22 protein-coding genes are annotated in these 25,538 nt (G+C 52.3%); 8 read left to right on the forward strand and 14 right to left on the reverse strand.

Annotation, left to right across the window (positions count from 1 at the left end):
- Window positions 1-163: 163 nt before the first annotated feature.
- The 4 genes from PUT07_RS02380 to PUT07_RS02395 all read left to right on the forward strand — a co-directional run bounded on the left by PUT07_RS02380 (window position 164) and on the right by PUT07_RS02395 (window position 4,267).
- Window positions 164-1,819 (forward strand): extracellular solute-binding protein, encoded by a 1,656-nt coding sequence (locus PUT07_RS02380; RefSeq protein WP_274466149.1) that lies wholly within the window; start codon window positions 164-166, stop codon window positions 1,817-1,819.
- A 67-nt stretch (window positions 1,820-1,886) separates the two neighbouring features.
- Window positions 1,887-2,816: an ABC transporter permease gene (locus PUT07_RS02385; RefSeq protein WP_274466150.1), complete on the forward strand. Its 930-nt coding sequence runs from the start codon at window positions 1,887-1,889 to the stop codon at window positions 2,814-2,816.
- Window positions 2,817-2,832: 16 nt separating this feature from the next.
- A complete protein-coding gene (locus PUT07_RS02390; RefSeq protein WP_274466151.1) occupies window positions 2,833-3,708 on the forward strand; it encodes a carbohydrate ABC transporter permease in 876 nt (291 codons plus the stop codon).
- Between the two features lie 97 nt (window positions 3,709-3,805).
- Window positions 3,806-4,267, forward strand: a complete 462-nt coding sequence (locus PUT07_RS02395) for a hypothetical protein (RefSeq protein ID WP_274466152.1) — start codon at window positions 3,806-3,808, stop codon at window positions 4,265-4,267.
- Window positions 4,268-4,338: 71 nt separating this feature from the next.
- Here PUT07_RS02395 and PUT07_RS02400 read toward each other — a convergent pair whose 3' ends face one another.
- Both PUT07_RS02400 and PUT07_RS02405 read right to left on the reverse strand, forming a co-directional pair.
- Entirely contained in the window at window positions 4,339-6,096 is a 1,758-nt protein-coding gene (locus tag PUT07_RS02400) for a glycoside hydrolase family 2 protein (protein WP_274466154.1), read from the reverse strand.
- A gap of 1,203 nt (window positions 6,097-7,299) precedes the next feature.
- Window positions 7,300-7,584 carry a hypothetical protein gene (locus PUT07_RS02405; RefSeq protein WP_274466156.1) on the reverse strand — a complete coding sequence of 95 codons (285 nt, stop codon included), beginning with the start codon at window positions 7,582-7,584 and terminating at the stop codon, window positions 7,300-7,302.
- Window positions 7,585-7,741: 157 nt separating this feature from the next.
- Here PUT07_RS02405 and PUT07_RS02410 point away from each other — a divergent pair, with 157 nt between their 5' ends.
- Complete coding sequence (locus PUT07_RS02410) at window positions 7,742-9,538, forward strand: DUF2339 domain-containing protein (RefSeq protein ID WP_274466157.1); 1,797 nt, start codon at window positions 7,742-7,744, stop codon at window positions 9,536-9,538.
- Between the two features lie 203 nt (window positions 9,539-9,741).
- Here the strand turns inward: PUT07_RS02410 and PUT07_RS02415 are convergent, their stop codons facing one another.
- From PUT07_RS02415 to phnX, 8 genes are all read right to left on the reverse strand, one after another.
- A complete protein-coding gene (locus tag PUT07_RS02415) occupies window positions 9,742-10,575 on the reverse strand; it encodes a hypothetical protein (RefSeq protein ID WP_274466158.1) in 834 nt (277 codons plus the stop codon).
- Window positions 10,572-11,588, reverse strand: coding sequence for a hypothetical protein (locus PUT07_RS02420; protein ID WP_274466159.1), 1,017 nt, complete (start codon window positions 11,586-11,588; stop codon window positions 10,572-10,574). The genes PUT07_RS02415 and PUT07_RS02420 overlap by 4 nt, the downstream gene beginning before the upstream one ends.
- 49 nt (window positions 11,589-11,637) lie before the next feature.
- Window positions 11,638-12,426: a DeoR/GlpR family DNA-binding transcription regulator gene (locus PUT07_RS02425; protein ID WP_274466160.1), complete on the reverse strand. Its 789-nt coding sequence runs from the start codon at window positions 12,424-12,426 to the stop codon at window positions 11,638-11,640.
- Between the two features lie 46 nt (window positions 12,427-12,472).
- A complete protein-coding gene (locus tag PUT07_RS02430; protein ID WP_274466161.1) occupies window positions 12,473-14,194 on the reverse strand; it encodes a putative 2-aminoethylphosphonate ABC transporter permease subunit in 1,722 nt (573 codons plus the stop codon).
- The gene (locus PUT07_RS02435; RefSeq protein ID WP_274467436.1) at window positions 14,191-15,195 is read right to left on the reverse strand and encodes an ABC transporter ATP-binding protein; all 1,005 of its coding nucleotides are present in this window, start codon (window positions 15,193-15,195) and stop codon (window positions 14,191-14,193) included. The genes PUT07_RS02430 and PUT07_RS02435 overlap by 4 nt, the downstream gene beginning before the upstream one ends.
- A gap of 123 nt (window positions 15,196-15,318) precedes the next feature.
- The gene (locus PUT07_RS02440) at window positions 15,319-16,425 is read right to left on the reverse strand and encodes a putative 2-aminoethylphosphonate ABC transporter substrate-binding protein (RefSeq protein WP_274466162.1); all 1,107 of its coding nucleotides are present in this window, start codon (window positions 16,423-16,425) and stop codon (window positions 15,319-15,321) included.
- Between the two features lie 151 nt (window positions 16,426-16,576).
- Complete coding sequence (phnW, locus tag PUT07_RS02445) at window positions 16,577-17,680, reverse strand: 2-aminoethylphosphonate--pyruvate transaminase (protein WP_274467437.1); 1,104 nt, start codon at window positions 17,678-17,680, stop codon at window positions 16,577-16,579.
- Between the two features lie 23 nt (window positions 17,681-17,703).
- On the reverse strand, window positions 17,704-18,501 hold the full coding sequence (gene phnX / locus PUT07_RS02450; RefSeq protein WP_274466163.1) for a phosphonoacetaldehyde hydrolase: 798 nt from the start codon (window positions 18,499-18,501) through the stop codon (window positions 17,704-17,706).
- Between the two features lie 262 nt (window positions 18,502-18,763).
- Between phnX and PUT07_RS02455 the strand changes: the two genes are divergently transcribed.
- Window positions 18,764-19,555 carry an HAD family hydrolase gene (locus PUT07_RS02455; RefSeq protein ID WP_274466165.1) on the forward strand — a complete coding sequence of 264 codons (792 nt, stop codon included), beginning with the start codon at window positions 18,764-18,766 and terminating at the stop codon, window positions 19,553-19,555.
- Between the two features lie 72 nt (window positions 19,556-19,627).
- Here PUT07_RS02455 and PUT07_RS02460 read toward each other — a convergent pair whose 3' ends face one another.
- Complete coding sequence (locus PUT07_RS02460) at window positions 19,628-20,407, reverse strand: DUF975 family protein (RefSeq protein WP_274466166.1); 780 nt, start codon at window positions 20,405-20,407, stop codon at window positions 19,628-19,630.
- 262 nt (window positions 20,408-20,669) lie between these two features.
- Window positions 20,670-21,443 carry a phytanoyl-CoA dioxygenase family protein gene (locus tag PUT07_RS02465; protein WP_274466167.1) on the reverse strand — a complete coding sequence of 258 codons (774 nt, stop codon included), beginning with the start codon at window positions 21,441-21,443 and terminating at the stop codon, window positions 20,670-20,672.
- 131 nt (window positions 21,444-21,574) lie between these two features.
- Between PUT07_RS02465 and PUT07_RS02470 the strand changes: the two genes are divergently transcribed.
- The gene (locus PUT07_RS02470) at window positions 21,575-22,444 is read left to right on the forward strand and encodes an AraC family transcriptional regulator (protein WP_274466168.1); all 870 of its coding nucleotides are present in this window, start codon (window positions 21,575-21,577) and stop codon (window positions 22,442-22,444) included.
- Between the two features lie 17 nt (window positions 22,445-22,461).
- Here PUT07_RS02470 and PUT07_RS02475 read toward each other — a convergent pair whose 3' ends face one another.
- Window positions 22,462-23,304 (reverse strand): phytanoyl-CoA dioxygenase family protein, encoded by an 843-nt coding sequence (locus PUT07_RS02475; RefSeq protein WP_274466169.1) that lies wholly within the window; start codon window positions 23,302-23,304, stop codon window positions 22,462-22,464.
- 167 nt (window positions 23,305-23,471) lie between these two features.
- On the opposite strand from PUT07_RS02475, the gene PUT07_RS02480 reads away from it, so the two are divergent.
- A complete protein-coding gene (locus PUT07_RS02480; protein ID WP_274466170.1) occupies window positions 23,472-24,350 on the forward strand; it encodes an AraC family transcriptional regulator in 879 nt (292 codons plus the stop codon).
- 29 nt (window positions 24,351-24,379) lie between these two features.
- Here the strand turns inward: PUT07_RS02480 and PUT07_RS02485 are convergent, their stop codons facing one another.
- Entirely contained in the window at window positions 24,380-25,462 is a 1,083-nt protein-coding gene (locus PUT07_RS02485; RefSeq protein WP_274466171.1) for a Gfo/Idh/MocA family protein, read from the reverse strand.
- Window positions 25,463-25,538 lie beyond the last annotated feature (76 nt).

The raw sequence follows: 25,538 nt of genomic DNA on the forward strand, positions 1-25,538 counted from the left end.
TTGGACCTTTTGCAGATAGCTTTGAATGTAAGCGTTATCATATAGTGAAGGTGTACCACATAAGCACCTCTACCCGCATCGGCTTAACGGTTTATGTCAGCGAAAAACTCGGTAACGCTTTCAATTCCGGTTTTTCAATCGAAAAACGCTTAGGAGGTCTAGTATGCAAAAAAACAGAAAAAAAATGTTCACTGTGCTTGTCGCAACGACGTTAATGGGAAGCTTGACCGTCGCTTGTTCTACATCGAACACGCCGGCTACCAGTTCCAGCGAAGCACCCAAGGCAACGGCCGGAAGTTCGGCGGCGCCGGCTGGCAGTGCGGTTACGTATCCGCTTAAACAAGACAAACCATTAACGTACTGGGGCGAGCTTCCCGGCAACTTAACCGGGGTGAAGGCTGCTCACGCAGACGTTCCGTTCTTCCAAGAATGGCAGAAAAAGACCGGCGTTCCGTTGAAATTCCTGGCTCCTCCTACCAACCAAGGATCGCAAGCATTGAACGTTCTGTTGGCATCGGGCGATCTCCCTGACATGATCGAATTTGACTGGCAAGGGGCTTTCCCAGGCGGACCAGAGAAAGCGATCAAAGACGGTTATATTCTGAAACTTAACGATACGATCGATAAATTTGCGCCCAACTTGAAAAAGTATCTCAAAGAACATCCCGAAATCGATAAGCAGGTAAAAACCGATAACGGAAGCTACTACTCCTTCCCGTTCATTCGCGGCGACGATTATCTGCGTGTGTACCAAGGCCCGATCCTTCGGAAAGATTGGCTTGATGAGCTTGGTCTGCCGATGCCGGAAACGATTGACGATTGGTATACGACACTCAAAACGTTCAAAGAGAAGAAAGGCGCTACGGCCGCGTTCTCTGTCATCTCTGTACCAAGACCTTTCAATGAGCTGGGCAACGGCGCTTTTGCCGGCGCATACGGCGTAACCCGCGATTTCTTCATTGATAACGGCACGATCAAATTCGGTCCAGCTGAAAAAGGCTATAAAGATTTCCTCGCTACCATGCACAAATGGTATGAAGAAGGGCTGATCGATAAAAACTTTGCAACGACAGACGGCAAAGCCTTAGACGCCAACATTGCTTCCGGCGCAACAGGCGCAACCGTCAATAATGCCGGCGGCGGTATCGGCAAATGGCAGCCGCTCATCTCGGCGAAAGATCCGAAAGGCGTGCTGGTCGCAGCGCCGTATCCGGTGCTCAAAAAAGGCGACATTGCGATGTACGGCCAGAAAGATCCTGCCTTCTCGCCGGGCGGTATGGTCGCCATTACGGCAAACTCCAAAAATGTGGAGGTTGCTGCCAAGATGCTTGACTACGGCTACTCCGAAGCAGGACATAATTATTTCAACTTCGGAACTGAAGGCGTTTCGTACAAAATGGAAAACGGATATCCGAAATATACGGACCTTGTAATGAAGAATCCGGATAAATTGGCTCCGGCACAAGCGCTCTCCCTGTACGTTCGCGGTAACTACAACGGTCCTTTCGTTCAAGATAAGCGTTACGTCGAGCAATATTTGGCTCTGCAAACGCAGCGCGACGCCGTTACGACCTGGTCGAAAACGAACGTCGACAAATACAAATTGCCGCCAATCACAGCGACACCGGAAGAAAGCACCGAGCTCGCCAAAATCATGACGGATCTGAACACGCTGGTCGATGAAATGACGGTCAAAATTATTTTGGGCACCGAGCCTGTCGATTCCTTCGAGAAGTACCAAGAGAAATTCAAGTCCGTTAAGCTGAGCCGCGCGCTCGAAATCAAGAAAGCATCGCTGGACCGCTTCAACAAAAGATAGATAACACGCCAGGGGGGAGGGCAGCCGCTCTCCCCGTTTTTACTAACCAGGCGAAAGGAGAGATATCATGCGCAAAGAGGGACAAGCTGCGTTCCAAGTCCGGTTTAGACGCGATTTTCTGCTCAACAAATATTTGTACTTGATGATGGTTCCTGTTATCGCCTATTATGTCATCTTCCATTATGCGCCGATGTACGGCGCGCTGATTGCCTTCAAGGAATATACGCCGGCCAAAGGGATTTTGGGCAGCTCATGGGTCGGCTTCGATCACTTCAAAGACTTTTTCGGTTCGTATTATTTCTGGCGCATTCTCAAAAATACGGTCATCATCTCGCTCTATACGTTATGCTTTGAGTTTCCGGCGCCGATTATTTTGGCGATATTGATTAACGAACTGGTGAACAAAAAGTTTCAGCGTTTTGTGCAAACGGTTACGTACATGCCTTATTTCATTTCGCTTATCGTCATCGCCGGGATGATCAAAGATTTTACGAATAACGGCGGGTTAATTAATAACTTCCTGACTTACTTCGGCGTCAGCGATACCGCGTTCTTGCAGAGACCGGAAATGTTCAGGACCATCTATGTTTTATCGGAAATTTGGCAAAAGATCGGTTGGGAGTCCATCATCTACTTGGCCGCACTCATGGGCATCGATCAGGAGCAATATGAAGCTGCGAGAATGGACGGGGCCAGCAAGCTTCAACAAATCTGGAACATTACGCTGCCGGGCATTCTTCCGACGATCGCCATTATGTTCATTCTGCGGATGGGGAACTTGCTTAACGTCGGCTTTGAGAAAATTATTTTGCTGTACAATCCGAGCACCTATGACACGGCCGATGTCATCTCCTCCTTCGTTTACCGGAAAGGGCTTATCGAATTCGGATGGAGCTACTCCTCAGCCGTCGGCTTGTTTAACTCAGTCATCAACTTGGCCCTGCTTATTGCCGCCAACAAAATCAGCAAAAAAGTAAGCCAAAGCAGCTTATGGTAAGAAAGGAGGGACTGCAATGAAAACGAGCGTCTCCGACAAAGCCTTTACGATAACCAACCATATTCTATTGCTTCTGCTTGTTGTCATTACTTTATATCCGCTCATTTATGTCGCCTTCGCTTCCATCAGCGACGCTGGGCAGTTGATTACGCACAAAGGGTTTCTATACAAGCCGCTGGGCATCAGCTTCGAAGCTTATAAGAGCGTTTTTGCCAATCCGGCTATTCTCCAAGGTTACCAGAATACGCTGTTCATTCTAGTATTCGGTGTCACCACGAACCTGATCGTCACCTCGCTTGGCGCTTATGTGCTCTCGCGTAAAAATGTGATGTGGAACAACGTATTTATCTTTGTCGTCGTCTTGACGATGTTCTTCAGCGGCGGCTTGGTCCCGCTTTATCTGGTCGTGAAGGGCGTAGGTCTCATTGACTCTCTCTGGGCTACGATATTGCCGTTCGCCGTCAACACTTTTAATCTGATCATTATGCGCACCGCCTTCATGGCCGTTCCCGAAAGTCTTGAGGAGTCAGCCAAAATGGACGGGGCGGGCCACTTGGTCATTCTGTTCCGCATCGTCATCCCGCTCTCCATGCCGGTCATTGCCGTCATGATCCTGTACTATGCCGTTGAGAAATGGAACGGATGGTTCTACGCCTCCATCTTCCTGAAGGATCGCGAGCTGTATCCGCTGCAGCTGATCTTGCGGGAAATTCTCATCGCGAACAATACCGATGCGATGTCAACGGGGGCAAATGCCGCCGACCAGTTCCAGATCGGAGAAACGATCAAATACGCGACGATTATGGTCGCTTCCGTGCCGATTCTCATTCTGTATCCATTCGTGCAAAAGTACTTCGTCAAAGGCGTCATGATCGGCGCCGTCAAGGGATAACAAGCTTCGCCGTGAAAGCACCGTCTGCCTCATATGCTGAGGAGGCGGTGCTTTCGCATAGTTTTGCCAGGGATGGCTTATGGCGTGACAGTTGCGAATGACGGCAATATCGCCGCCGATATTTGGCTGTCCGGCCTCATCCCGGAAGGGGGATTCGCCGCTGCCCAGCTCCCTGTATGTCGGATCGCTTCCGGCGAAAAGCCGATTGACCGTTCACTTCCGAATCCGGGTGTCCAACGCGGGAAACCTGTCCGCGGACAGCGTAACCGTGCAAAATTGGATTTCGCCGCTGACCACGCTGCTGCCGGGTACACTGCGCATAGGCGATGTGCCGGTGAATCTGACAGCACCGGTAACTCAGCCCCTCGTCTTATGGGCAGTCCCGCTGAACGGTTCAACCGAGATCACCTATACCGAAGCGGTCGTCTCACGGCCCAATACAAGGCGTATCCCGCTAAGATCGGCCGCACAATATGCCTATCAAGTGAATGATCCTGTCCACACGGGAACGGTCCTCTCCAATGAGGCTATGATCTGGGTCGAGCAGGCGGATGAATAAGGAAAGGGAAAGTCGTCGAGGCCTGTTTCCTAATTTGAAAAAGCCGGGGCCCTGAATGGCCCCGGCCTCTCTTATTTACGATCGTTAATCGCTTTGATCACGTCTAGCGGAATTTTCGGCTCCCGGTCATACGTCAGCAAGCCGTTGATTTCCTGCTCCACATCCGTTAATTGCGTATAGCAATATCCTTGGACCACGCCCGAGTTCAGCAGCGGACGGATAACGGCGCGCAGCCTTTTCTCATAGTCTTCGTCATTGTCGGCGCCGGAATATCCCCAGCCCTCCCAGTCGCTCTTCTTGTAAGCGATGCCGCCAAACTCGGTAACGAGAATCGGCTGGCCGGCATACGGGAACCCTTCGACAGACAGACGGCGGTTAGCCGGCATGGCGTGTACGGCCTTCTCAGCCGTGCTGTAGCGATCCTGCAGTACCTCTTCGCGCCATTCGTAGTCGTGTATCGCGAACAAGTCGGTTTGGACCATTTCCCAGCCGTCATTGGAAATGACCGGACGCATCGGATCCAGCGACTTCGTCAAATGATACATCGTCAGCGCGTGCTGCTGCTGCCGCTTGTCGATTTGAATATTCGGCACGCCCCAGCTTTCATTCAGCGGAACCCACGCAATGATGGAAGGATGGTTATAGTCGCGCTCTACGGAAGCCTGCCACTCTTTCGTGAAACGTCCGACATATTTCTCCGAATATTCGTATGCGTTAGCCGCTTCGCTCCACACGACCAGCCCAAGCACATCGCACCAGTATAAATATCTGGGGTCCTCCAGCTTCTGATGCTTGCGGGCGCCGTTGAAGCCCATCGCTTTCGTCAACTCCACATCCCGCTTGATCGCTTCATCGCTTGGCGGTGTCAAGTTGCCATCCGGGAAATACCCCTGATCCAGTACCATTTTCAGGAAAAACGGCCGGTTGTTCAGACACAGCTTGCCATTCTCAATTGAAACCTTGCGCATACCGAAGTAGCTCGTTACTTCATCCACAGCCTGGCCATCGGTGAGCAGCGTAAATTTGACGTCATACAAATTCGGTTTATTCGGTGACCACCAGCCGCCAAGCCCATGGTCGTTAAAATCGTTCAAACGAACCTTTCTCGCACCCGAACCGCCTTTCAGCAGATACGTGTCTTCCGCAACAAGCTCGCCTTTAAAAGAAATCTCAACCTTCACCTGTTGTTTAGCTTGCTTGTTGTCGCTCTCAATGAAAAATTGGAACTCCACCTGCTTCTCGTCAATGTCGGGGGTAATTCTCACTTTATCCAAATAGGCCTCGGATGCAACAGCCTCCAGCCAAACCGTTTGCCAGATTCCAGTCGTACGCGTATAAAAAATACTAGCCGAATCCTTCAGCCAATACTGCTTGCCCCGCGGCAGCGTAACCTCTTGGCTGTAATCGACCGCCTTGACGACCAACGTATTCGTTCCGTCCTGCAAGGCATCCGTAATATCGGCGTGAAACGGCGTGTGCCCGCCTTCGTGCGTCGCTACCAGGGAGCCATTCACCCAAACCGAAGCGTCATAATCAACAGCCCCGAAATGCAGCAAGATGCGTTTGTTCTTAAAAGCATCCGGAATCGCCAGCTCTCTGCGGTACCATACGACATCGTGAAACGTGTTATCGCCGATGCCGCTAAGCTTGCTTTGGAACGCGAACGGTACCTGAATCGTTTTGGATAGCTTCCTAGTTCCGAGATGCCACTTCTCTCTGCCCCCGATGCGCTCGTCGTCGAATTCAAATTCCCACTCGCCGTTCAGGTTCATCCAACTGTCTCTTATGAATTGCGGTCTTGGGTGCTCAGCACGAGGTTGATTCGTCATAGCTGAAAATTACCTCCATAAAATTAATTTGTAAGTTAATTAAATAAGTCCATTTTGCCTAAACCTATTATCATCCCAAGTTTATTATCTGTCAATATACGTTATTCAATTAACTGAATGGTTAACCTTAACGTACCTTGTTACATATTCATGGCTTGTCTCTGGCACAGTTTGCGATGATACCTTGTACGAAACGGGGCGGAAAAGGAGGAGCGGCATGTGCTGCATTAGAATTGCTTCGCTCTTTGCTGAATGGGCGAGCCAGCCGTAATCGCAGGTGTAACAAGGCTGAACCATACGCAGCGTAACAAGCCTGGCTATACGCTGGCGTAGAAAGCCAGACCCGTTTGCAGATTTAACAAGCCTGCCCGATCGCAGGCGTAACTGGAATTTCTCCCTTTATTTCTGCTGAATGATGCTCCAACAGTCGTGATAACTGGAAAACCTCCCGCTAATTTCATGAAAAAAGCCGCTTTCGTGCATCGATGGCTGATTTTAACATGAGAAATTCCCGTTATTCGTCCTACCAGACATTTTGGCAGCGTTATAACTGGAGTTTTTCCAGTTATTCCAGTCCTCGGACGAGTCCTGCATGTGCGACTGGGGATGCTTGGAGTTCTTTCAGTTGTTGCTTGAGTTTCGAGAGAGCGGCGTGTGCTGCATTAGAATTGCTGCGTTCATCGCCGATCAATAGACAAGCCTGCCCATTCGCAGGCGTAACTGGAATTTCTCCCTTTATTTCTGCTGAATGATGCTCCATCTATTGTGATAACTGGAAAACCTCACGCTAATTTCATAAAAAGTGCTGCTTTCGTGCATTTTTTACTGATTTTAACATGAGAAATTCCCGCTATTCGTCCTACCAGACATTTTGGAAGCAATATAACTGGAGCTTTTCCAGTTAACCAGTATTTGGACGAGTTCTGCATGTGCTTAGGTAGAGCTGCTTGGAATTTTTCAGTTGTTGCTTGTTCTTGGAGGGAGCGCCACTTGCGACATTAGAGTTACTTGGAGTTCTTTCAGTTGTTGTTAGTGCTTGGAGGGAGCGCTGCGTGCGACATTAAAGTTACTTGGAGTCCTTTCAGTGGTTGCTTGTGCTTGGAGGGAGCCGCATGCGCGACATCGATACCTGGAGTTATGCCCAGCCAGGTCTTCTGCGCAAAAAAAGCGACGCAGGCATAACCCCCTGCATCGCTCATTTCATTAATCGATATAGCCTGCGAAACCATGCTTCATCAAATAATCCATTTCCGCCTCCAAAATGGTGTCGACCGCCAGCTCCGTCAGTTTCACATCCGGCCTGCTCAAAATGTGATCGATCAGGTCATCGCTGTCGATGTCGACCTCCCCTTTGGCGTTCTCCTCGGCTTTGAGAATATACGCTTTTTCGTACTTCAGCACGAGTTGAATTTGTTTTTCATCCGCATTCGACTTCTCTGCGATGAAACGGATCAGTTCCTGCTCGTTTAATTGTTTGTTATTACTCATGATTCATCATCTCCTGCTCCATTGACTTCTTCCGATTATTGTAGCACAGTTGTCCGGATTTTATTTTTCTCACCTGATACCGCGTATCACCTTGGTCATGTTAACATAGAATGGCTTGGAAAAACATACCTAAAAAACAACGCTACAAGGGGGTACTATGAATCTGGAACGACGCGTCGCCGCACTTGAGAAGAAAGTCCAAGAGCTGGAACAGCTGCTGCACCATACGTTGGAACGGGACAACGCTGCGAAAGCCGGCCGGCCCGATTGGCCACCGCCGCCGTCAGCTGAACATGCCGCCCAACCCACTTCCGGGCCTCAGCTGCCGTCTCTGCCTGACCAACAACTTAACGCACCTCAGCTCTCATCTCAGCCTGAACAACCACTCACCGGCTCACAGCTCCCGCCTTCGCCCGATCGGCAGCTCCCCGCCCAGAAGGTGCCTGCCCCGCAAGCTCCCCCAACAGACTGGGAGCATCTGATCGCGCGCGTCTGGCTGCCGCGCATCTTCATCCTCGTCTTCCTGCTCGGCGTGCTGTGGGGCTTCACCGCTGCCGTCAATGCCGGCATCATTACCGAGCCCATCCGGTGCTGGCTCGGAGCTGCCGCAGCCTTCCTGATGTACTGGCAAGGGGAGGTCCAAATCCGCCGCAACCGCGCGGCGCTGGGGCAAGTCCTGCTCGGCGGGGCGAGCGGGGTGCTGATCCTGACGCTGTTTGCCGCGCATATGCTGTTCGAGCTGATCCCGGCCTCCATCGCGTTCTTGCTATACGTGATCTCTCTCGCAATCAGCGTATACACAGCGATCCACCATCGCTCGCAGGCGCTCATGATTATCACGCTGCTAGCCGGCTATCTCGTTCCCTTCCTCATCGAGACCGAGCAGCCGAACATGTGGACCTTCGCGGGCTATGAAGGCCTCTTCTCCATGGCGATGCTGCTGCTATCGCTGCGCTATTCGTTCCGCAGCGCTTATTTCACCGCATTCGGCGTGCTTCATCTGCCGCTGCTCATTGCAACGATTGCCGGCCATGAGGATAGCGATCGACCCGCGCTGCTGGCTGTTGTGATCGTTCAGCACTTGCTCCTCTTCGCCGTTTCGCTGCTACGCTCACAAGACAGCCGGATCGGACAGCGAATCGCCTTGTTCCTCAGCTTCGGCCTGCTCGCAGCATGGAGCTACGGTCTGTATGGCGCTTCAGGTGTCGATCGGCTCTTCTACGAGTCGATGCTGGCGTTGTGGTCGATCTTATATATCGGCACATCCGTCTGGCTGTATAGGAACAAGCGCAATATGTCCACCCATCTCGCTATCGCAACGTTCGGCGTTTTCCTGTGGCTGATCTATGTGCTGCGGGCCGATCAAGCGGGAGCGGCGCTGCTCGTCGAAGGCAGCCTGGCCCTTGTGCTGGGGACCCGCTTCCGGAGCCGGCTGCAGCAAGTTAGCGGCGCACTGACTTATTTCATCGGGATGCTCATCGTATTCGATCATGGGATCGATTGCATCCTATCCAGCGAGACATTCGCCTGGCTTTTGCTTGTAGTGACCATCGGCGGTCTTTATGCGTTTTACCGTAAGCAAGCGAAAGCGGACCTTGTACACCCGCAATTTCCAATGGTTTTACTCTGGTTGGAATTCGTCCTGCTGCTCGTTTACGTCTCCCAATTGACGAATGTCATGACGAAAGGCTTGGACAGCGATTATCAGCATCTGATCCTCTCGGGCGTTTGGGCGGTCTACGCCGTACTGCTCATCATCGCAGGGCAGTTCGTCCGTAAAGCCAAGGCGAATTGGGTCGGCATCCTGTTCTTATTCATCACTTTGCTCAAAATCATCTTCATCGATCTGCCAGACGTATCCACAGCCGTTCGCGCGATCCTCTTCATCGGACTTGGCGCGATAGGCGTCGGTATTTCCAGACTGTTTTACAAACGTAAAGAACCGAACGAATAAGGCCCCTCAACCTTAACCTTCAGCACCCGCTTCGTCGCGGTGGCGAAGGTTTTTTTATTAGGTTCAGGGTGACCTGGAATGTGAAATGGTGTAACCGCTAATGAAATTGAAACAACGGAAAGCTCATTTTGAACCCCGTCGCAGCATTTGACGCAACAATAACGTCCATGTTAAAAAAGCCTACGGCATCAGCCGCAAGCCTATCAAGGCACTTGAACGATATAAGGGACAATCAACACTTCGCCCCGGTGCTGAAACTGGCCCCAAATTTTGTAGATGCCGCTCTTGGGAAAGTTAATTTTGAAGGCGGCCACAGGCCCTGACCCCGTCTGGTCGTTCGGATGTACATGCACATAGTCGCTGCCATCGGCGCTGATCGCGACGACATGACCCAAACTTCCCAGATAGGGCTGCAGATCGGTGATGCCCTGCTTCGTCTCAGCATCCTTGATCGTAAAGACCATATCCAGATCCATCCCCGCCATCAGGTGGTCGAAGGCCAGCGTCACTTGCCTGCCTTGCACCACCTTCGCGAGCGAAGTGTCGGGTTTCAGCGAAGGCGGTTTGGTATCCTTGCTCCCTCCGCCGATCGTGACCCAATGCGTTTGCACGGTCTCCCCCATCCCCTGCGGAGTGAAATCGGCAATGAGCTGATAGTAGCCGTTCGCCGGGAACTTCGTTCTGACTTCGAACTGCCCCTTACCGGTATGCTCGGGATGCAGATGCTCGAAGTAAGCAAGATCCCGGCTAACGACGATCACATGCATCAGCTTCTCATGCACGACGTCGAACGCATCAATGGGTTTATTCCATTTATCTTGAATCAGAATCGTGATCGTTGCCTCTTCATTCGGTATGTAGCGGTCGGCCGTTACCGCGAAATGAGCGATCGCATCGCTGCTATGGGCATGCGCGGATCCAGCCCCTGCCATTCCCGCCATCCCCGGCATCTCCATCCCCTCTTGCAGGGAGGACGCCCTTCCGCAACCGCTGAGAAGGATCGTCAGCCCTATGAGCAGGATGGCCAACTGTTTCATTGGTTTCTCCCGGGCCGGAGCGGTGCCGTCATGATGCTAAGCCCCAACGATGCGAGACCGCAGATGAACATGGTGCCCCCCCACAGCTCCGGAGACCAATCCAACGTATGATACAGCTGCAGATCGGCGAAATACAAGCCCCAGATCAACACGGGAAGCAAGAAGAAAACAAGCCGGTATTGCCACGCGTCCGCCTCTTTCCCGCTCAGCATATAGAAGAGCCAATCGCCAACGATACCGCTTATGAGCAAAATGACGATCGAGCCGTAATGGTTGAATCCGTCGAGTCCGGCCATTAAGACGGCTTCAAGAACGAAGAAATAGGTGACCGTGCCCAGCGGCAGCCGCCATCTTCTCATGACGAGCATGACGGGGAGGACGAGCAGCAGAGTCGTCACCAGGAAATCGACCACGGCTCTCGCGACGGCATCCTCTTCCCTGGCCATCCACAGGTTTTGCCGGAAAGACCAAGCATACATAAGGAAGAAGGCCAAGACCGCGAACGTTAAGGCAATCGAGGTCAGCGCCGGCAGCAGCCTGCGAAATGTCGGAGACGTCTCCTCCATACTGCTCATGGCGCGGTACGGACTGGTCAGAATCATCAGCGCGCCGGTCAATAGGACGAGATGCGAAGGGCTGAGGAGCGCCTCGATGTTTTTCTCAATGCCGAAAATCGTGTGCCAGAACATATCGCCAAGACCGCCGATAAGAAAAATGATAACGCCCGCAATCCCGAGCTTATATCCGGCCGGTATCGCCTCCGCCCATGTGAGATGCCGGTTTGCCGCTTTGTTCCGGTACGTGATGCTGAGTATCCACACCGCACAAGCCAAATATCCCGAATACAGAATGGCATGCCAAGGCGTAAAGAACGTTTCGACCGCTCCATGATTATGAGCGAAGCCATCGATAAACAGACCTGTAATGAGCCACACGCCCATCAGCATCGTGACGGCATGCTTCATGACGCTCATACTTCGAGCGGCCTGCGCTCTTTCCAGTTGAACGGACAACAGGATCATCCCCTCGCATTTGTCATTATCACTGTACTATCATACACAGCTACTCACTTGCTGAGACCCAGACGACACCCTTTTTCTCCAGCTCGGATTCCCACTCTTTCGGTGCGGGAACATCGCTCACGATCATATCCAGCTCTCCGAGATCGGCAATTTTGTAGAATTGCACAAGTCCGAATTTGGAGTGGTCGCAGAGCGCAATGCTTTGCTTGGCATATTTCATGAACTGCTGGGTCATTTGACCTTTGCCCACCTCGAAACCTGTAATGCCTTTGCCCAGCATCATGCCGTCCACGGAGAGGAACGCCTTGTCCGCATGAAAGTTCTCCACCATTTTCTCCGCCAGCGTACCGGATACCCGGGAATGCATCGCATTCACTTGCCCCCCCAGCAAATAAATATCGCCCGAGAACAAGCCTTTGTTTTTGTAATCGATCAACAAGATGAGTGCCGGGATGGAGATGGTGAGCACCGTAATATTTTTCTTATTCAGCAAATAATCGATGATATGCAGTGTTGTCGTGCCGTCGTCAATGAAGAGAACGTCATTGTCTTCCACAATCGTTGCCGCCGCCCGGCCGATTCTGCGCTTCTCGTCCGCATGCAGCACCTCCCTCTTCAGATGGGATGGCTCGTCCCGGGATAGATTGATTTTGACGGCGCCGCCGTAGACCCGTTTCAGCTTCTTCTCCTCTTCCAGCTCCTCCAAATACCGGCGTATCGTTTCCGATGAAACATTCAAACGCTCCACCAGATCGTTCGTTGTTACTTTCCCCTCCAGATTCAACTGGTTGAGGATATAATCCTTCCGTTCTTCACCGACTAATGACATGGGGCAAATCCTCCAGTTATAAGCATTCTACAGCCATTATAGGGTTTTACTTGGCCGTTTGCCAAGGAGCCGTTCCTTTTTTTACCCGTTTCAAAATAAGTTCATACCCGAGACGAACGACGATGTTCGTCACGACGATCAATGTCGACATGGCAGCTGCGGCCGCAACGTCTCCGGCATCCTCCATATTCACCAAAGCGACAGCCGCCAAATTCATATCGGCCGACCGGAGAAATACGACCGCGGAAACCGTGACCATGGCATTGACGAAAAAGTACATCGCCATTTCGATAATGGCCGGCATGGACATCGGGACCGTTACCCGCAGAAAGGTTCGGTACAACGGCACGCGCATCGACTCCGAGACAAGTTCGAAATCCTTGTCCAGCTTCTTCAGCGCCGTCGTGGCCGTAATGAACGGGACCGCATAATAATGCGTGATGTTCGCAAGTACGATAATCGCCATCGTCCCGTACATCCAATGAAGCGGATTGCCGGGCTCATTGAAGAAGAAAATGTACGCAAGGCCAATGACCATCCCCGGGAGCGCAAGCGGCAGGATGGACAGGAAATAACCGAATTGCCGGAGGAGCTTCAAGGATCTCATTTTCTCGATGATATAGGCAAAAACAAATGTCATCACCGTACCGGCAACCGCCGTAACGAACGCAACCCGGATGGAATTCCAGAACGGCTCGAGCCCCGACCCCGCAACACTTGAGAAATTATAATGCTTGAATCCGAGTGTTAAATGATATGGCCACACGTTCACTAATGAAGCAAAAACAATCGTAGCCAGCGGGACCAAGATTCCGACGGATACCAGCAGGCAGAACACGCTGTAGAACCGGTCCCTGTCGCGTCCCTCCGGTATGCGGTATGGCGTGGATTTGGAAGAAAGCATCGCCCGCTGCTTGCTTGCGACAATCCGGTCGACGATGAACGCGATGACCGCCGGAACGGTCAGCAGGATGCCCACCGTCGCGCCCATCGGTAAATTTTGTTGGCCGATCACTTGTTTATAAATATCCGTAGCGAGAACGTTAAATTTCCCCCCGATTGCCTGAGGCGCCCCGAAATCCGTGAAACTGGCCGTGAAACAGACGAAAATAGCGCTAATGAGACCATATTTAACGGACGGTATCGTGACCGTAACAAATGTTTTCCATTTCTTCGCGCCAAGCGACTCCGCAGCTTCATACAGCCGTTGATCGGTCATCGACAAAGCGGTTATAAAAATTAAAAAGGCTTGTGGAAATAAATAAATCACTTCCGAGATGATAATGCCGACAGGTCCGTAGATGGGAACACGCACCCCCGGCAGAAGTCCGAAGAAACCGTGCGTAACCATCCCTTGATTGCCGAATAAATACGTCAGGGCGATGCCGTGCATCATCGTAGGCTCGAAGAGCGGCAGCAGCGCTACATAGCGCAAGTAGCTTTTGCCGCGAATGCCCGTACGGCTAACGCCGTATGCGTACAGAAATGCTAACGATACGGCAAGCACGGTAGATAACGCCGAGATCCATACCGTATTCGTTAACGATTGCAGCAACGAAGGTGTAGAAAAATAGGTGATGAAATTGGCGATACCGGTATATTCCCCATGTTTGTTCAGCAGCGCTTTACTGAATAAGAGCAGCAGCGGAATAAGCGTGCTGACCAGGAGGGTCGCGACGAGCAGAAGGATCAAGCCGTTCTGCAGCGTGAACAATGCTCCGAAGCGGCGGCGGATCGGCGGATTCATGCTAATGGCTGCCTTACTCATCGGACACCCGCCAGCGCTTCCGCCGGGAAGCCGATCAATTTATCCTGCGGGAATTCAACGTCAACTTCCCCATTCCTTGTAAGGCGAAGCTCGTGTACAGCTTGCGGAGACACATCGACCGTCAGCAACTCGCGATGCGTCCCTGAGCCGCCTGCCGGCTGCAGCAGCAGTCTGTAGAAGGCGCCCCGAAATTCACTGTGTTTCACCGTACAGCGCAACCCGCGGCTAGAACCCGGAGCCGTGAGGCGAATATGCTCAGGGCGAATCGCACCGGCGTCGAGGAAATTAATCGATCCGATAAAATCGGCGACGAACGGGCAATTCGGTTCGCTGTAGACCTGTTCGGGCGTTCCCATCTGCACGACTTCCGCATTGCTCATCACGACGATCCGGTCTGCCATCGTCAACGCCTCTTCCTGATCGTGCGTGACCATCACCGTCGTGATGCCCAGCTGATCCTGCAATTGGCATATTTGCTCGCGTATTTTGACGCGCACTTTGGCATCCAGCGCAGAGAGCGGCTCGTCGAGCAGCAGGAAATCAGGCGAAAGCACGATGGCTCGAGCCAGCGCCACGCGCTGCTGTTGACCTCCCGACAGCTGCGCCGGGTAGCGGTCATGCAGATGCAGCAGGTCGACCAACGAGAGCACTTCGCGGACCTTCTCGCCGATCTCCTTCTTCGGAATTTTTTTGCCCTGCAGGCCATAGGCGACATTCTCATAAGCGGTGAGATTCGGAAACAGCGCATAAGACTGGAACACCATACCGAAATTTCTTCGGGCCGGAGGCAGATCGGTGATGTCCTTACCGCCGACCACGATGCGCCCCTGCGACGGCTTCTCCAGTCCGGCAATGATCCGAAGCAGCGTCGTTTTGCCGCATCCGCTTGGTCCGAGCAGGCAGATAAATTCATTTTTGTGAATATCAATGTGAATGTCTTTCAAAGCGCTGAAAGATCCGAATGTTTTATGTATCCCTTGAATGGATAAGTACGCCTGCAGCATGATCAAGCAGCCTCCTTCGTCTTAATAGCTCTAGTATAAGCTTGATTTGTTATCGAATTATTAATGGAAAAAGACTGCTGCAAATCAAGGTTCGCAGTCAGCCTTTTCCTTGGACCGGGCTTATTTCTTCGGTTCGCTCTTGCCGTTATAACGCTTGTCCCATTCGGCCAAAATAGAGTCGCGCTTCTTGGCAGCGTCGTTCAGATCGTTCTTGATCAGCTGTTTGACCGGATCGACCGTATAGCCTTCGGGAATTTGAGCTGCATCGGTTTTGATCGCCAGAATCGCATAGTTTTTGTTATATTCCTTCATCACATCGTCGGTTATCGCCCAATCCAGGAAGTCTTTGGCCACTTGCTTCACGACCGGCTTCTTCATCAGCGCATTGGCTTCTACATCCCAACCCGAGCCTTCTTTCGGGAAGACGACCTCCACCGGCGAGCCTTTCTTCTTCTCTTGAATTCCGCGGTACCCGAACGAGATACCGATCGGGTATTCGCCCGTGCCCGCCAATTTCGCCGGCTTCGAACCGGAGTGAACGTACATCGCTATGTTGTCATGCAGCTTGTTCATATAATCCCAAGCGGCATCATTGCCTTTCAATTGAACCAAGCCGGAAACCGTCAAGAAACCGGTGCCTGAGGAAGACGGATTCGGCATTGTGATCAGCCCTTTGTACTCCGGCTTCACCAAATCCTCATAGGAGGCAGGAATCGGCAGCTTCCGCTTCTCCATCTCCACTTTGTTCACGATAAATGCCGTCTCCCAGGCGTCGATACCGACCCAGTGAGGTACCGGATTCTTGTCCTTGAAGTCGGGGAGAATGCGATCCACACCTTTGGGTGCGTAAGGAGCCAGCATGCTGTTCTGGTCCAATACCAGCAAGCTGGTTGCTGCCAAGCCCCATACGACGTCCGCCTGCGGGTTCTCCTTCTCGGCGAGCAGCTTCGCTGTCACGATTCCCGTCGAGTCACGCACGATATTCACTTTCACATCCGGATACTTGGCTTTGAAAGTCGTGAGGTACGTCTTGATCTGATCGTCCTCCAACGCCGTATATACGGTCAAATCTTTGCTTTTCGCGTCCACTCCAGCTTCTGCGCTTGCTGCCGGCGCCGGTGCTGCGCTCGTCCGTGCTCCGTCTGTGCTTGCCGCTTTACCGCCGCAAGCGCCTAACATGATTGCGACTGTCAATAACAGCGCTGCGCTTCCTAGTGATCTCTTCATCGTCTTTACTCCCGCCTTTGTTTGGTTTCTATCGGTTGGTTCTTTTCAACCTGATAAGGTTAGTATAAAGAGGATTTGTAAAATCAGTATTAAACACTTGTAAAATATATGTTTTTAATAATTTTTAGTTTGTTTTACGTTGTTTTCGGTGTTAATCTATCCAGAACAGCTGTTTTTCTATGCCTTCCAGCAAGCGTTCGATATCTGCAGGATAAACATCGCCGATGTTGCCGATTCGGAACGTAGCGGAAGCTGTTATTTTGCCTGGATAAATAACGAACCCTTCCTGTTTCATGCGCGAGTAAAACGCATCGAACGAAAACACAGGCGAATCCGGATACAAGAAGGAAGTGATGATCGGCGATTGCAGCTCGGCAGGCAGCAGAGGCTGCAAGCCCAAGCGCTCCATACCGGCCACAAGCAGCTGCTGGTTGCGGCTGTACCTCGCGAATCTGTGCGCGACGCCTCCTTCTTCCTCCAGCTCCTGAAGCGCTTGATCGAAGGCTCGGACCGTATGCGTCGGTGACGTATAACGCCATTTGCCGTTACCGTTCTCCATCGTCTCCCACTGATCGTACAGATCGAGGGACAAGGAGCGCGCTTGGCCTTTGCATGCCTTTATAGCTTCTCTGCGCGCTATGATGAACCCGAATCCGGGTACGCCTTGAATGCATTTGTTCGCGCTGCTGATTAAATAATCAATACCGAGTGCGTCCACATCGATCGGAATGCCGCCGAATGAACTCATGGCGTCGACGATCAACGTTTTGCCGTACCGCTTGGCAATACGAGCGACGTCCGCGACAGGATTTACCATCCCCGTGGTCGTTTCCACATGAACGACCGCTACGTGCGTGATGGAGCTGTCGATCCTCAGCACTTCCTCCAGCTGCCCCACATTCACGGGTTTCGTTTCCCCGCTGTCCAGCACGATGGAGTAGATGTCCAGAACATCAGCCATCTGTGCGATCCTTGTGCCGTAAGCACCGTTCGTTAGTACAAGCAGCTTGCCTTTCTTGGGAATGACGGAGCCGATGACCGATTCCACGCAGAACGTCCCGCTGCCTTGCATCAGGACCGCCGTATAGTCGTCCGGCTTGCTGGAAGCCATCGCGACCAGCCGGCTGCGAATGGACTGCACAAGCTCGTTGTAATCCCGATCCCACGTGCACCAGTCGCGCAGCATCGCCGACTTCACCTTTTTACTTGTCGATAACGGACCTGGCGTTAGCAGCAGGTAGGGGTTATCCGGCATTTGATTCACATTCGTTCCTGTCGTCATGGACGTTCGCCTCCCAGAAGTCTTTGCTTAATTGCAGGGATGAGCTGATCGAGCTCGCCAATAGACGCAATCACGTAGTGAGCGCCTTCTTCGCGGAACTTCGCTGCGACCGCCTCCATACGCGCCTTCAGCACGTCCGGTGCGCATGCTTCTACTTCCGCTTCGCTCATACCCAGCTCGCTGCTGCCTAGAATAACGCCGACGGTCCATACGCCTGCATGGACGCCTTCTCTCATATCGCTCACCGTATCTCCGACCTTCATCAAGCTATGCATCGGGTAGACGTTCAACGCTTCCGCATTCCTGTAGATCATCCAAGGATACGGGCGTCCGGCCGGCACTTCGCTAGGCGTGACAAGATGGTCCGGCGCATAGCCGCGTTTGTTCGCTTCAGCGCTGACGATCGCCATCATCTCCGCCGTATAACCCGTCGTGGAGCCGATGCGAATGCCGCTTTGGCGCAGTCTCCCGACAAGCTCCACAGCACCGGGTACCGGTTCGGCATATTGATGCACGACAGCCAGCATCTTCGGTTCAAAATCGGCATAAAGTTCATCGATGTCCGATGTCTGCGGAAGCCTGCCATAACGTTCCTCCCATAAGCCGGCTACTCTTGGCATATTTAAAATAGCAGCGATATGATCCCGTTTGAGCAACCCCATCGGCTCTCTGGCTTCTTCCAGCGTTATCTCTATTCCTTGCTTTCGGAAGACTTCCATAAACACATGCAGGGGAGCAAAGCACCCGTAGTCCACCATCGTTCCCGCCCAATCCAAAACAACTGCTCGTATCATCGACATTTCCTCCTGTTTGACTGAATCGATTGTTACCTCTATTAACTCAACCCAACTTGGATTTGGTTGCGTCTATATGTATATCATACTAGGGTTTTGTAAACTACGCGTTAAAACCATGTAAAATTTGTGTTTTTAATTTGATTTGGTTTGTTTATTCATTAAAATAAACAAACAGCGAATGAACGTTATGCATTTTCTTGTTGACTTCCTTGTCATTCTGTTGGAAATTAAGTGTGTACATAGAGGAGGAATGATGGAGATGGAGCAGGTCCAAGCGGTAATTTTCGATTTAGACAACACGCTTTTGTGGGATGAGAAGAGCATTCAAGAAGCGTTCGAGGACGTCTGCGGGAGGGCGGCCGAATCAACGGGCGTCGATCCTGCTGCTTTAGAGCATGAGGTTCGGGCGGCATCGGAGCGCCTGTTTCGGCAGCTGCCTTGTTACGATTACGCGAAGATGATTGAACTTACGAATTTGGAAACGCTATGGGGGCGCTTCGACTCCGGCGGACACCCGGCGCTTCTGGAGCTCCGGCAGCTCGCCCCCCTTTATCAGAATCAGGCTTGGACCGAAGGTCTGCTGAAGCTGGGCATAGACGATCCCGCGTTAGGGAAGATGCTGGCCGCACGCTTCGCGGTGCAGCGGCGGGAGCGCCCGCTGGTATATGAGGATACATTCGAGGTGCTGCAGGCTTTGCGCCCTCGCTACCGACTGCTGCTGCTCACGAACGGCGCGCCGGATCTGCAGCAGGAGAAGGTCGATAGTATCCCCGGGTTGGCGGGCTACTTCGACCACGTCGTTATATCCGGCACATTTGGCCGTGGGAAGCCGGATCCCGCTATTTTCGAGCATGCCCTGGAGCTGCTCGGTCTCTCCGCCGAGGAGGCAGTCATGGTCGGAGATAATTTGGATACCGACATCAGCGGGGCCTTGGCGGCCGGTATCCGGAGCGTCTGGATCAATCATCATCAGCGGATGGCGCCTGAGCATAAACGGCCCGCTTACGAAATCCGCAAGCTGAAGGAGCTCCTAGACCTTTTGCACAAGTAAGCGGAGCCGCATGAGAAAAGGACTGTCTCGGAAGACCGGTTCGGCCTTCAAGAGACAGTCCTTCTTGCTTCATCATTCAGGAAGCCGGAGTTCCTTGCTGCTGGTTTGGCCATCGTAGAGCGCCTGCCGGCGAAGCACCTTATACAGCTCCGCTTTCGTCGAGTGATCGTATGGCAGGACGAACAATATGCCGATGCCAAGCGCCAGCGTTCCTAATAGGTACCACCCCAGGAACGAAAGATCCAGGACAAACATCTTCCACTTGTGGCCATAGGTCATTTGCGTGCTCAGCCGGACGGCTCTCTTCGTTCCGATTCCCGGATTATCCGCGAGAATGAAAGGCACCATGCTGTAGGCATACGACTTCACGATGCCCGGAATGATCAGCAGCAAGAACCAGAGAAACGTAAGCACGTTTTTCCAGAGCATCCCTTTCACGATGGCCATATATTGGCCTCTCTGGAACGAATACACCATATAATTCATGTTCACATCATCGTGCGCAGCCTGTTTGAAATATTGCATGCCGCCTACTTCGAACGGAGCCACGACAAATATTTGAAAAGCGATCGAGAGCAGCAGGATAAAGAGGAACAGCAAAATGACGCCTGCGATCACAGCCATGAACATGGGGCTGTTGCTCATCTCCTCCCAGCTGCCGTTCAGACCGGGCAAGCTTGCGGAGGTGCCGCCGCCCGAATTATACGAACAGCTGGATACTCCGCCCCCCAGCACGGCGAGCAGCAAGCTGACGAGAAACGCTTTCCAGTAGGAGGTTCTTAATACTTGCTTCGCACGATCTTTTAACTCTTTGCGCGTCCAATCCAAACGACCACCATCCCGTTCCTGCATATTTACTATTCATCCTACAACAGAATGTCCCAAAGTAGAACCTTAAAATGGGACAGACCCATCTAACGGACACAGCGGACGTTATACACGGGCAAAAAGCGTCCTATTCTAATTGTAACGGACACAAGAATCGTTATTTGCCGATTCTGTCGCATGACCAGCCTGAAATGCACCAGTAATGGCGCCCGTGTCCGTTAGCGAGGTGGCATCCCGCCAGCGCCCCTTACGAATGCCAAAAGGCACCCCAAGGGCGCCTTTCTATTTAAAGAATTTTAAATTCCGGTTTCACCTGCTTGAAATGCGGGTTCTTGCCCGTGACCATCAGGCCCATGCCCCAGTCGAAATGCGTCTTCTCCGTCGGGAAATCGCTCGGGTCGCGATACTGAAACAGGACGTTTCTTCTCGTTCTGGAGCTGCGGTTCGCTTCCGATCCGTGAATCGTCAAATAATTGAAGAAAAGCACATCCCCCGCCTCAGCCACGCAGGGCGTTCCGTCTTTGACCGGATACTCCTTGTGATTCAAATAATGCTGCCCGACGTGCTTCAGTGTCCCGCTCCGGTGCGAGCCCGGAATGACGCGCAAGCAGCCGTTCTCCTCATCCGCATGATCCAAATGAACGCTAGCTGCAAGCATCGTATGCTTCTCGTGCGGGAAATACGGATGATCCTGATGCATCGGGAAGGCGGCGCCGTTTTCCGGCGGCTTCACGAGCATTTTGGAATGGTGCAGCAGCACATTCGGGCCGATCAGTCGCTTCAGCACAGCGGCCATGTTCGGATGAATAACGGCGCGCATGAACGCGGCGTCATGATAATGCACGTCATGGAACCCCTTCAGGACGAGCTTCTTCAACTCTTCCGCAGGAAGGAAATCACCCTTCCATTGATGATTGTGGTCGGACTTCGCTTCCGCAGCGCGCTGGATGATCTCCTCAACCGCTTGTCTCATTTCCTCAACTTCCTGCTGATTGAATACCCCTTTGACGAGCAAATATCCATTTTCTTTGTAAAAATCGGCATCCTTCTGAGTAATCACTGGCCATTCCTCCATCGAACTATTGATAGTTAACCGCTTACTTATCTATAATTATAGGGAATCCGGCTGCAATCTGTCTTTTGCTCAGTAGGACAGTTTTTTGCAATATAAGGACATGATGGAGGATGCATATGTATTTGTGCAAAGAGACCAACGCCATGCTGAATGAAGCGGTTACCGTCATTCACGGCCCTGCGGCCTGCTTCAAAATTCAATACTGGGGCGTTAATCCATGCCTGTTCGATAATCAGCCCCATAAGCATTCCTTCTTCGAAGTATGTTACATTATCGGCGGCGAAGGAGAATATACGGAGCAAGGCGTTCTTTATCCGCTGCGGGCAGGCACCCACTTCATCTCCAGGCCGGGCATCACACACCAAATCCGCACACAGAAAGGCCTATTCATCATGTACGTCGCTTTCGAGCTGGATGAATCCCAATGCGACGAATCGATGCGGAATGCCTTTAACGATTTGGCTGAGCATGCCGAAGTGTGCCTGTATGACGGAGACCATCATCCGACCGCGCTCTTGTGGAGGTCGATGCTGATCCGGGAAGGGCATGGCAGCCTGCCGATTACAGCCGTTCCGACACTTGCTTATACGCTGCTCGTTTCTTTTCTCAGCATGTTCGGTAGAGCCGGCTCCCAGCCGTTCATCCAACGCAAAAATACGAACGTCCTGCTGCAGCGCGCGAAGCTCTACATCCGCGACAATCTTGCCGGTCCCCTTCAACTAGGTGACGTGGCGGCCTATCTGAATGTGTCGGAGCGCCATTTATCCCGCCTATTCTCGGAAGGGATCCACGAAACCTATACCGACTTCATTCGCAGCGAGCGCATACGCCAAGCAGCCCACCTGCTGCTGACCAGCGAGCTGTCGATCAAGGAAATTGCCGAAGCAACGGGCTTTTCTTCCGTTCATTATTTCACCCATACATTCACGCAAGAAAAAAGACTCCCCCCCGGCAAGTTCCGCAAGCAGGAACAAACCGGCAGGTAGCCTTAACATAAGCTAAGCTATTGGCGCTTGTAAACTAAAGGATTCAGCTCCGTTGCCGCCAAATCCCCGGGCTTGGCCCCAGGGAACCACGTCTGCAAATCATTCTCGCGGGCTTTGCTGTCCGGCTGCGCAATAGACAGTCCGTCGGCATAGTAGATGACCGTCATCACTTTGCGCATCGAATCCGTCGGATTGCCCGGTGCGCTGTGCAGCGTCCACCCCGCGTGAAAAGTCGCGTCTCCGGCGGCCATAGCGCCGTACGAGACCGTTTCGAATCCTTTGCCTTCAATATATCCGGCAAGCGTTCTGTGCGATTCGTCGGAAATGACCATCTTATTGATATAGCCCAGCGCATGGGAGCCGGATGCGAAGGTCATCGACCCGACTTCCTGCGAGATCGGCACCAGCGGCATCCACATGGTAATCGTTTTGTCCGTATCCAACGGCCAATAGATCTGATCTTGATGCCAAGGCGTATGTCCGCCATGCGGCTCTTTATACAGAGCTTGATCGTGATAAATGCGCACGCCGTCAACGCCCATTAAGTCCGCTGCGATTTTGGCAAAGCGTTTGGCCAGCACGAACCGGCGGACCGCCTCGCTTTTTTCCCACAGATTGGAGATTTGGATGAAAGCTTTGCCATACGTATCCCGCTGCTCAAGCGGCTTATCGTGATAGTTCAGCGCCTTCACCATGCCGGTGATGATAGGCTCATAGGCATTGATCTCCGCCGTATCGGCTACCTGCTTCAGCCGGATATGCCCCTTCTGCTTGTAGCTTTCCAACTGCTGCTCGGTGAGTGCGTAACTGTCTTCCAAGGCGGGTAATGAATCGATTGGGGTTGTTTCGTGCATGCTCATCTCGGATCACCTCTAATTTGTATAATTACAGCTTTATTATAGTGGCAGAATCCCGAGAATTCTTTGTCAAACAAGGTTATATTATTGTCAAAAACAACTGGATTATGAATACGCCTGAGGTTTAGAATAGAGGAAAATAACCTGCCTTAAACGCCGAAAGGATCCCTATGCTGAGCGATAAATTAAAGCTGCATCCGATTGTCCCCTTCGTTAGAGAAAGCGATTTTGCCGTCCGCAAGCCGTGGTCATACCCGGAGCGGAGACTGCTCGATTATTTGCTCGTTTATATTCAAGAAGGAACGTGCCGGTTCTGGGTCGATCAGGAGACATACATGTTCACCGCAGGGCAATTTTGCCTGGTTCAGCCCGGCAGCTTGCTCTCGTTGGAAGGACTAACGAACACGGTTACGCCTTACATTCATTTCGATCTCTGTTACAACCGGCAGCGAGAGCTCAGCTTTCCGACTCGTCCCGGCCAAATTGATTTGTCCGCGTACCGCCATCTGATGCAGCCGACGATCCGCGAATTGTATGGCCTCGACATGCCCGTGCACGTACAGCCCGCCAACCCGCTTAAATTGAAGGAAACGCTCCTGCAGGTGATTGAGCAGGCCGAGCAGCAGGATCCGCTCATCCAGCTGAAAACCCAGCATTTCGTGACCGATATCGCCATTTCGCTGCTCGAAGCGTATTACCAGGGACCGAGCACCCGGGGGCATTCGTTCGACTGGATTACCTCTTACTTCTCCCATCATCTGCGCGAGCCAATTTCACTGGAGGACATGGCGGCCAGGGCGAATCTGTCCGTCTCCCGCTTCAGCATCATGTTCAAGCAGCGGTACGGCATCTCTCCCCATCAATATTTGATCAACATGCGGGTGAATCATGCCAAGGAGCTGCTCACCAATACCGAGCTCAGCCAGGAAATGATCGCCGACTATTGCGGTTTCGCCGACCTGCACCATTTCGCCAAAACATTCAAGAAACGGACCGGACATACCCCCGGCGAGCATCGCAAAAGCAAAATCCCCTTGACCCGAGCTTAACGCTCGAACCAAGGGGATACCGGATTCACTTACTCGAAATAGACAGCTTTTCCCGTTCTGGCAGACTCATAGATGGCCTCTAAAATCTCGGAAACGACGCAAGCCTGCTCCGGCGTTACGACCGGATCCGTATCTTTCTCGATCGCTTCGATCCACAGGCGCATCTCCAGATCCGGCGCGCTTTCCGTCTCACCGTCGTAGAACGCTACGCCGCCGGACTTCAATTCCACGTCGGTCGTGTACAAGCGGCTATGCTTCTCGCCGTTAATGCGCAGACCGTTCTTCATATCGGCTCCGCCTTCCGTACCGCTAAGCGTACATTTCGCCTCGTCGACTTCCAGCGTATTCAAAGCCCAGGAAGATTCAAGAATAATGGTCGCGCCATTCTTCATTGTGATCATCCCGAATGCGGAATCTTCCACGGTGAATTTGGAAGGATCCCATGGACCCCAGGCATTCGCTGCATTCTCGCGCTGCGAGAGCTTATGATAGGACGTGCCGAGAACAGCCTTCGGCTCGTAGTTGTTCATCATCCACAACGTCAAATCAAGCGCGTGCGTACCGATATCGATCAGCGGGCCTCCGCCTTGCTTCTCTTCGTCGAGGAATACGCCCCAAGTCGGCACCGCGCGGCGGCGAATCGCATGCGCTTTGGCGAAATAAATGTCGCCCAGCTCGCCATCGGCGCACAGCTTATGCAAATGCTGGCTGTCGCTGCGGAAACGGTTGTTGTAGCCTACGGTCAATTTCTTGCCCGTACGCTTCGCCGCTTCCACCATCCGGCGCGCATCAGCGGCCGACTTCGCCATCGGCTTCTCAGACATGACGTGCTTGCCTGCTTCCAGCGCGGCAATCGTAATCTCCGCATGGGAGTCGTTCGGCGTACATACGTGAACAATATCGATAGAAGCATCCTTCAACACCTCGCGGTAATCCTCATAAACGCGAGCCTCTCCTTTGCCGTACTTAGCGGCCGCTTCGTGCGCTTTGTCGGCAATGATATCGCAGAAGGCGACCATTTCTACATTTTTCAGCTTGTTCAAGCTCGGCATATGTTTGCCATTGGCAATCCCGCCACAACCGATAATAGCAATACGATACGTTTTGGACATGAGTGTCCTCCTTAAAATAGTGTTTATGTACTTCTCTATCGTTCTCACATTTGATCAGGACTAGTACTACATCACC

Source organism: Paenibacillus sp. MAHUQ-63 (assembly GCF_028765165.1).
GTDB lineage: Bacteria > Bacillota > Bacilli > Paenibacillales > NBRC-103111 > Paenibacillus_E.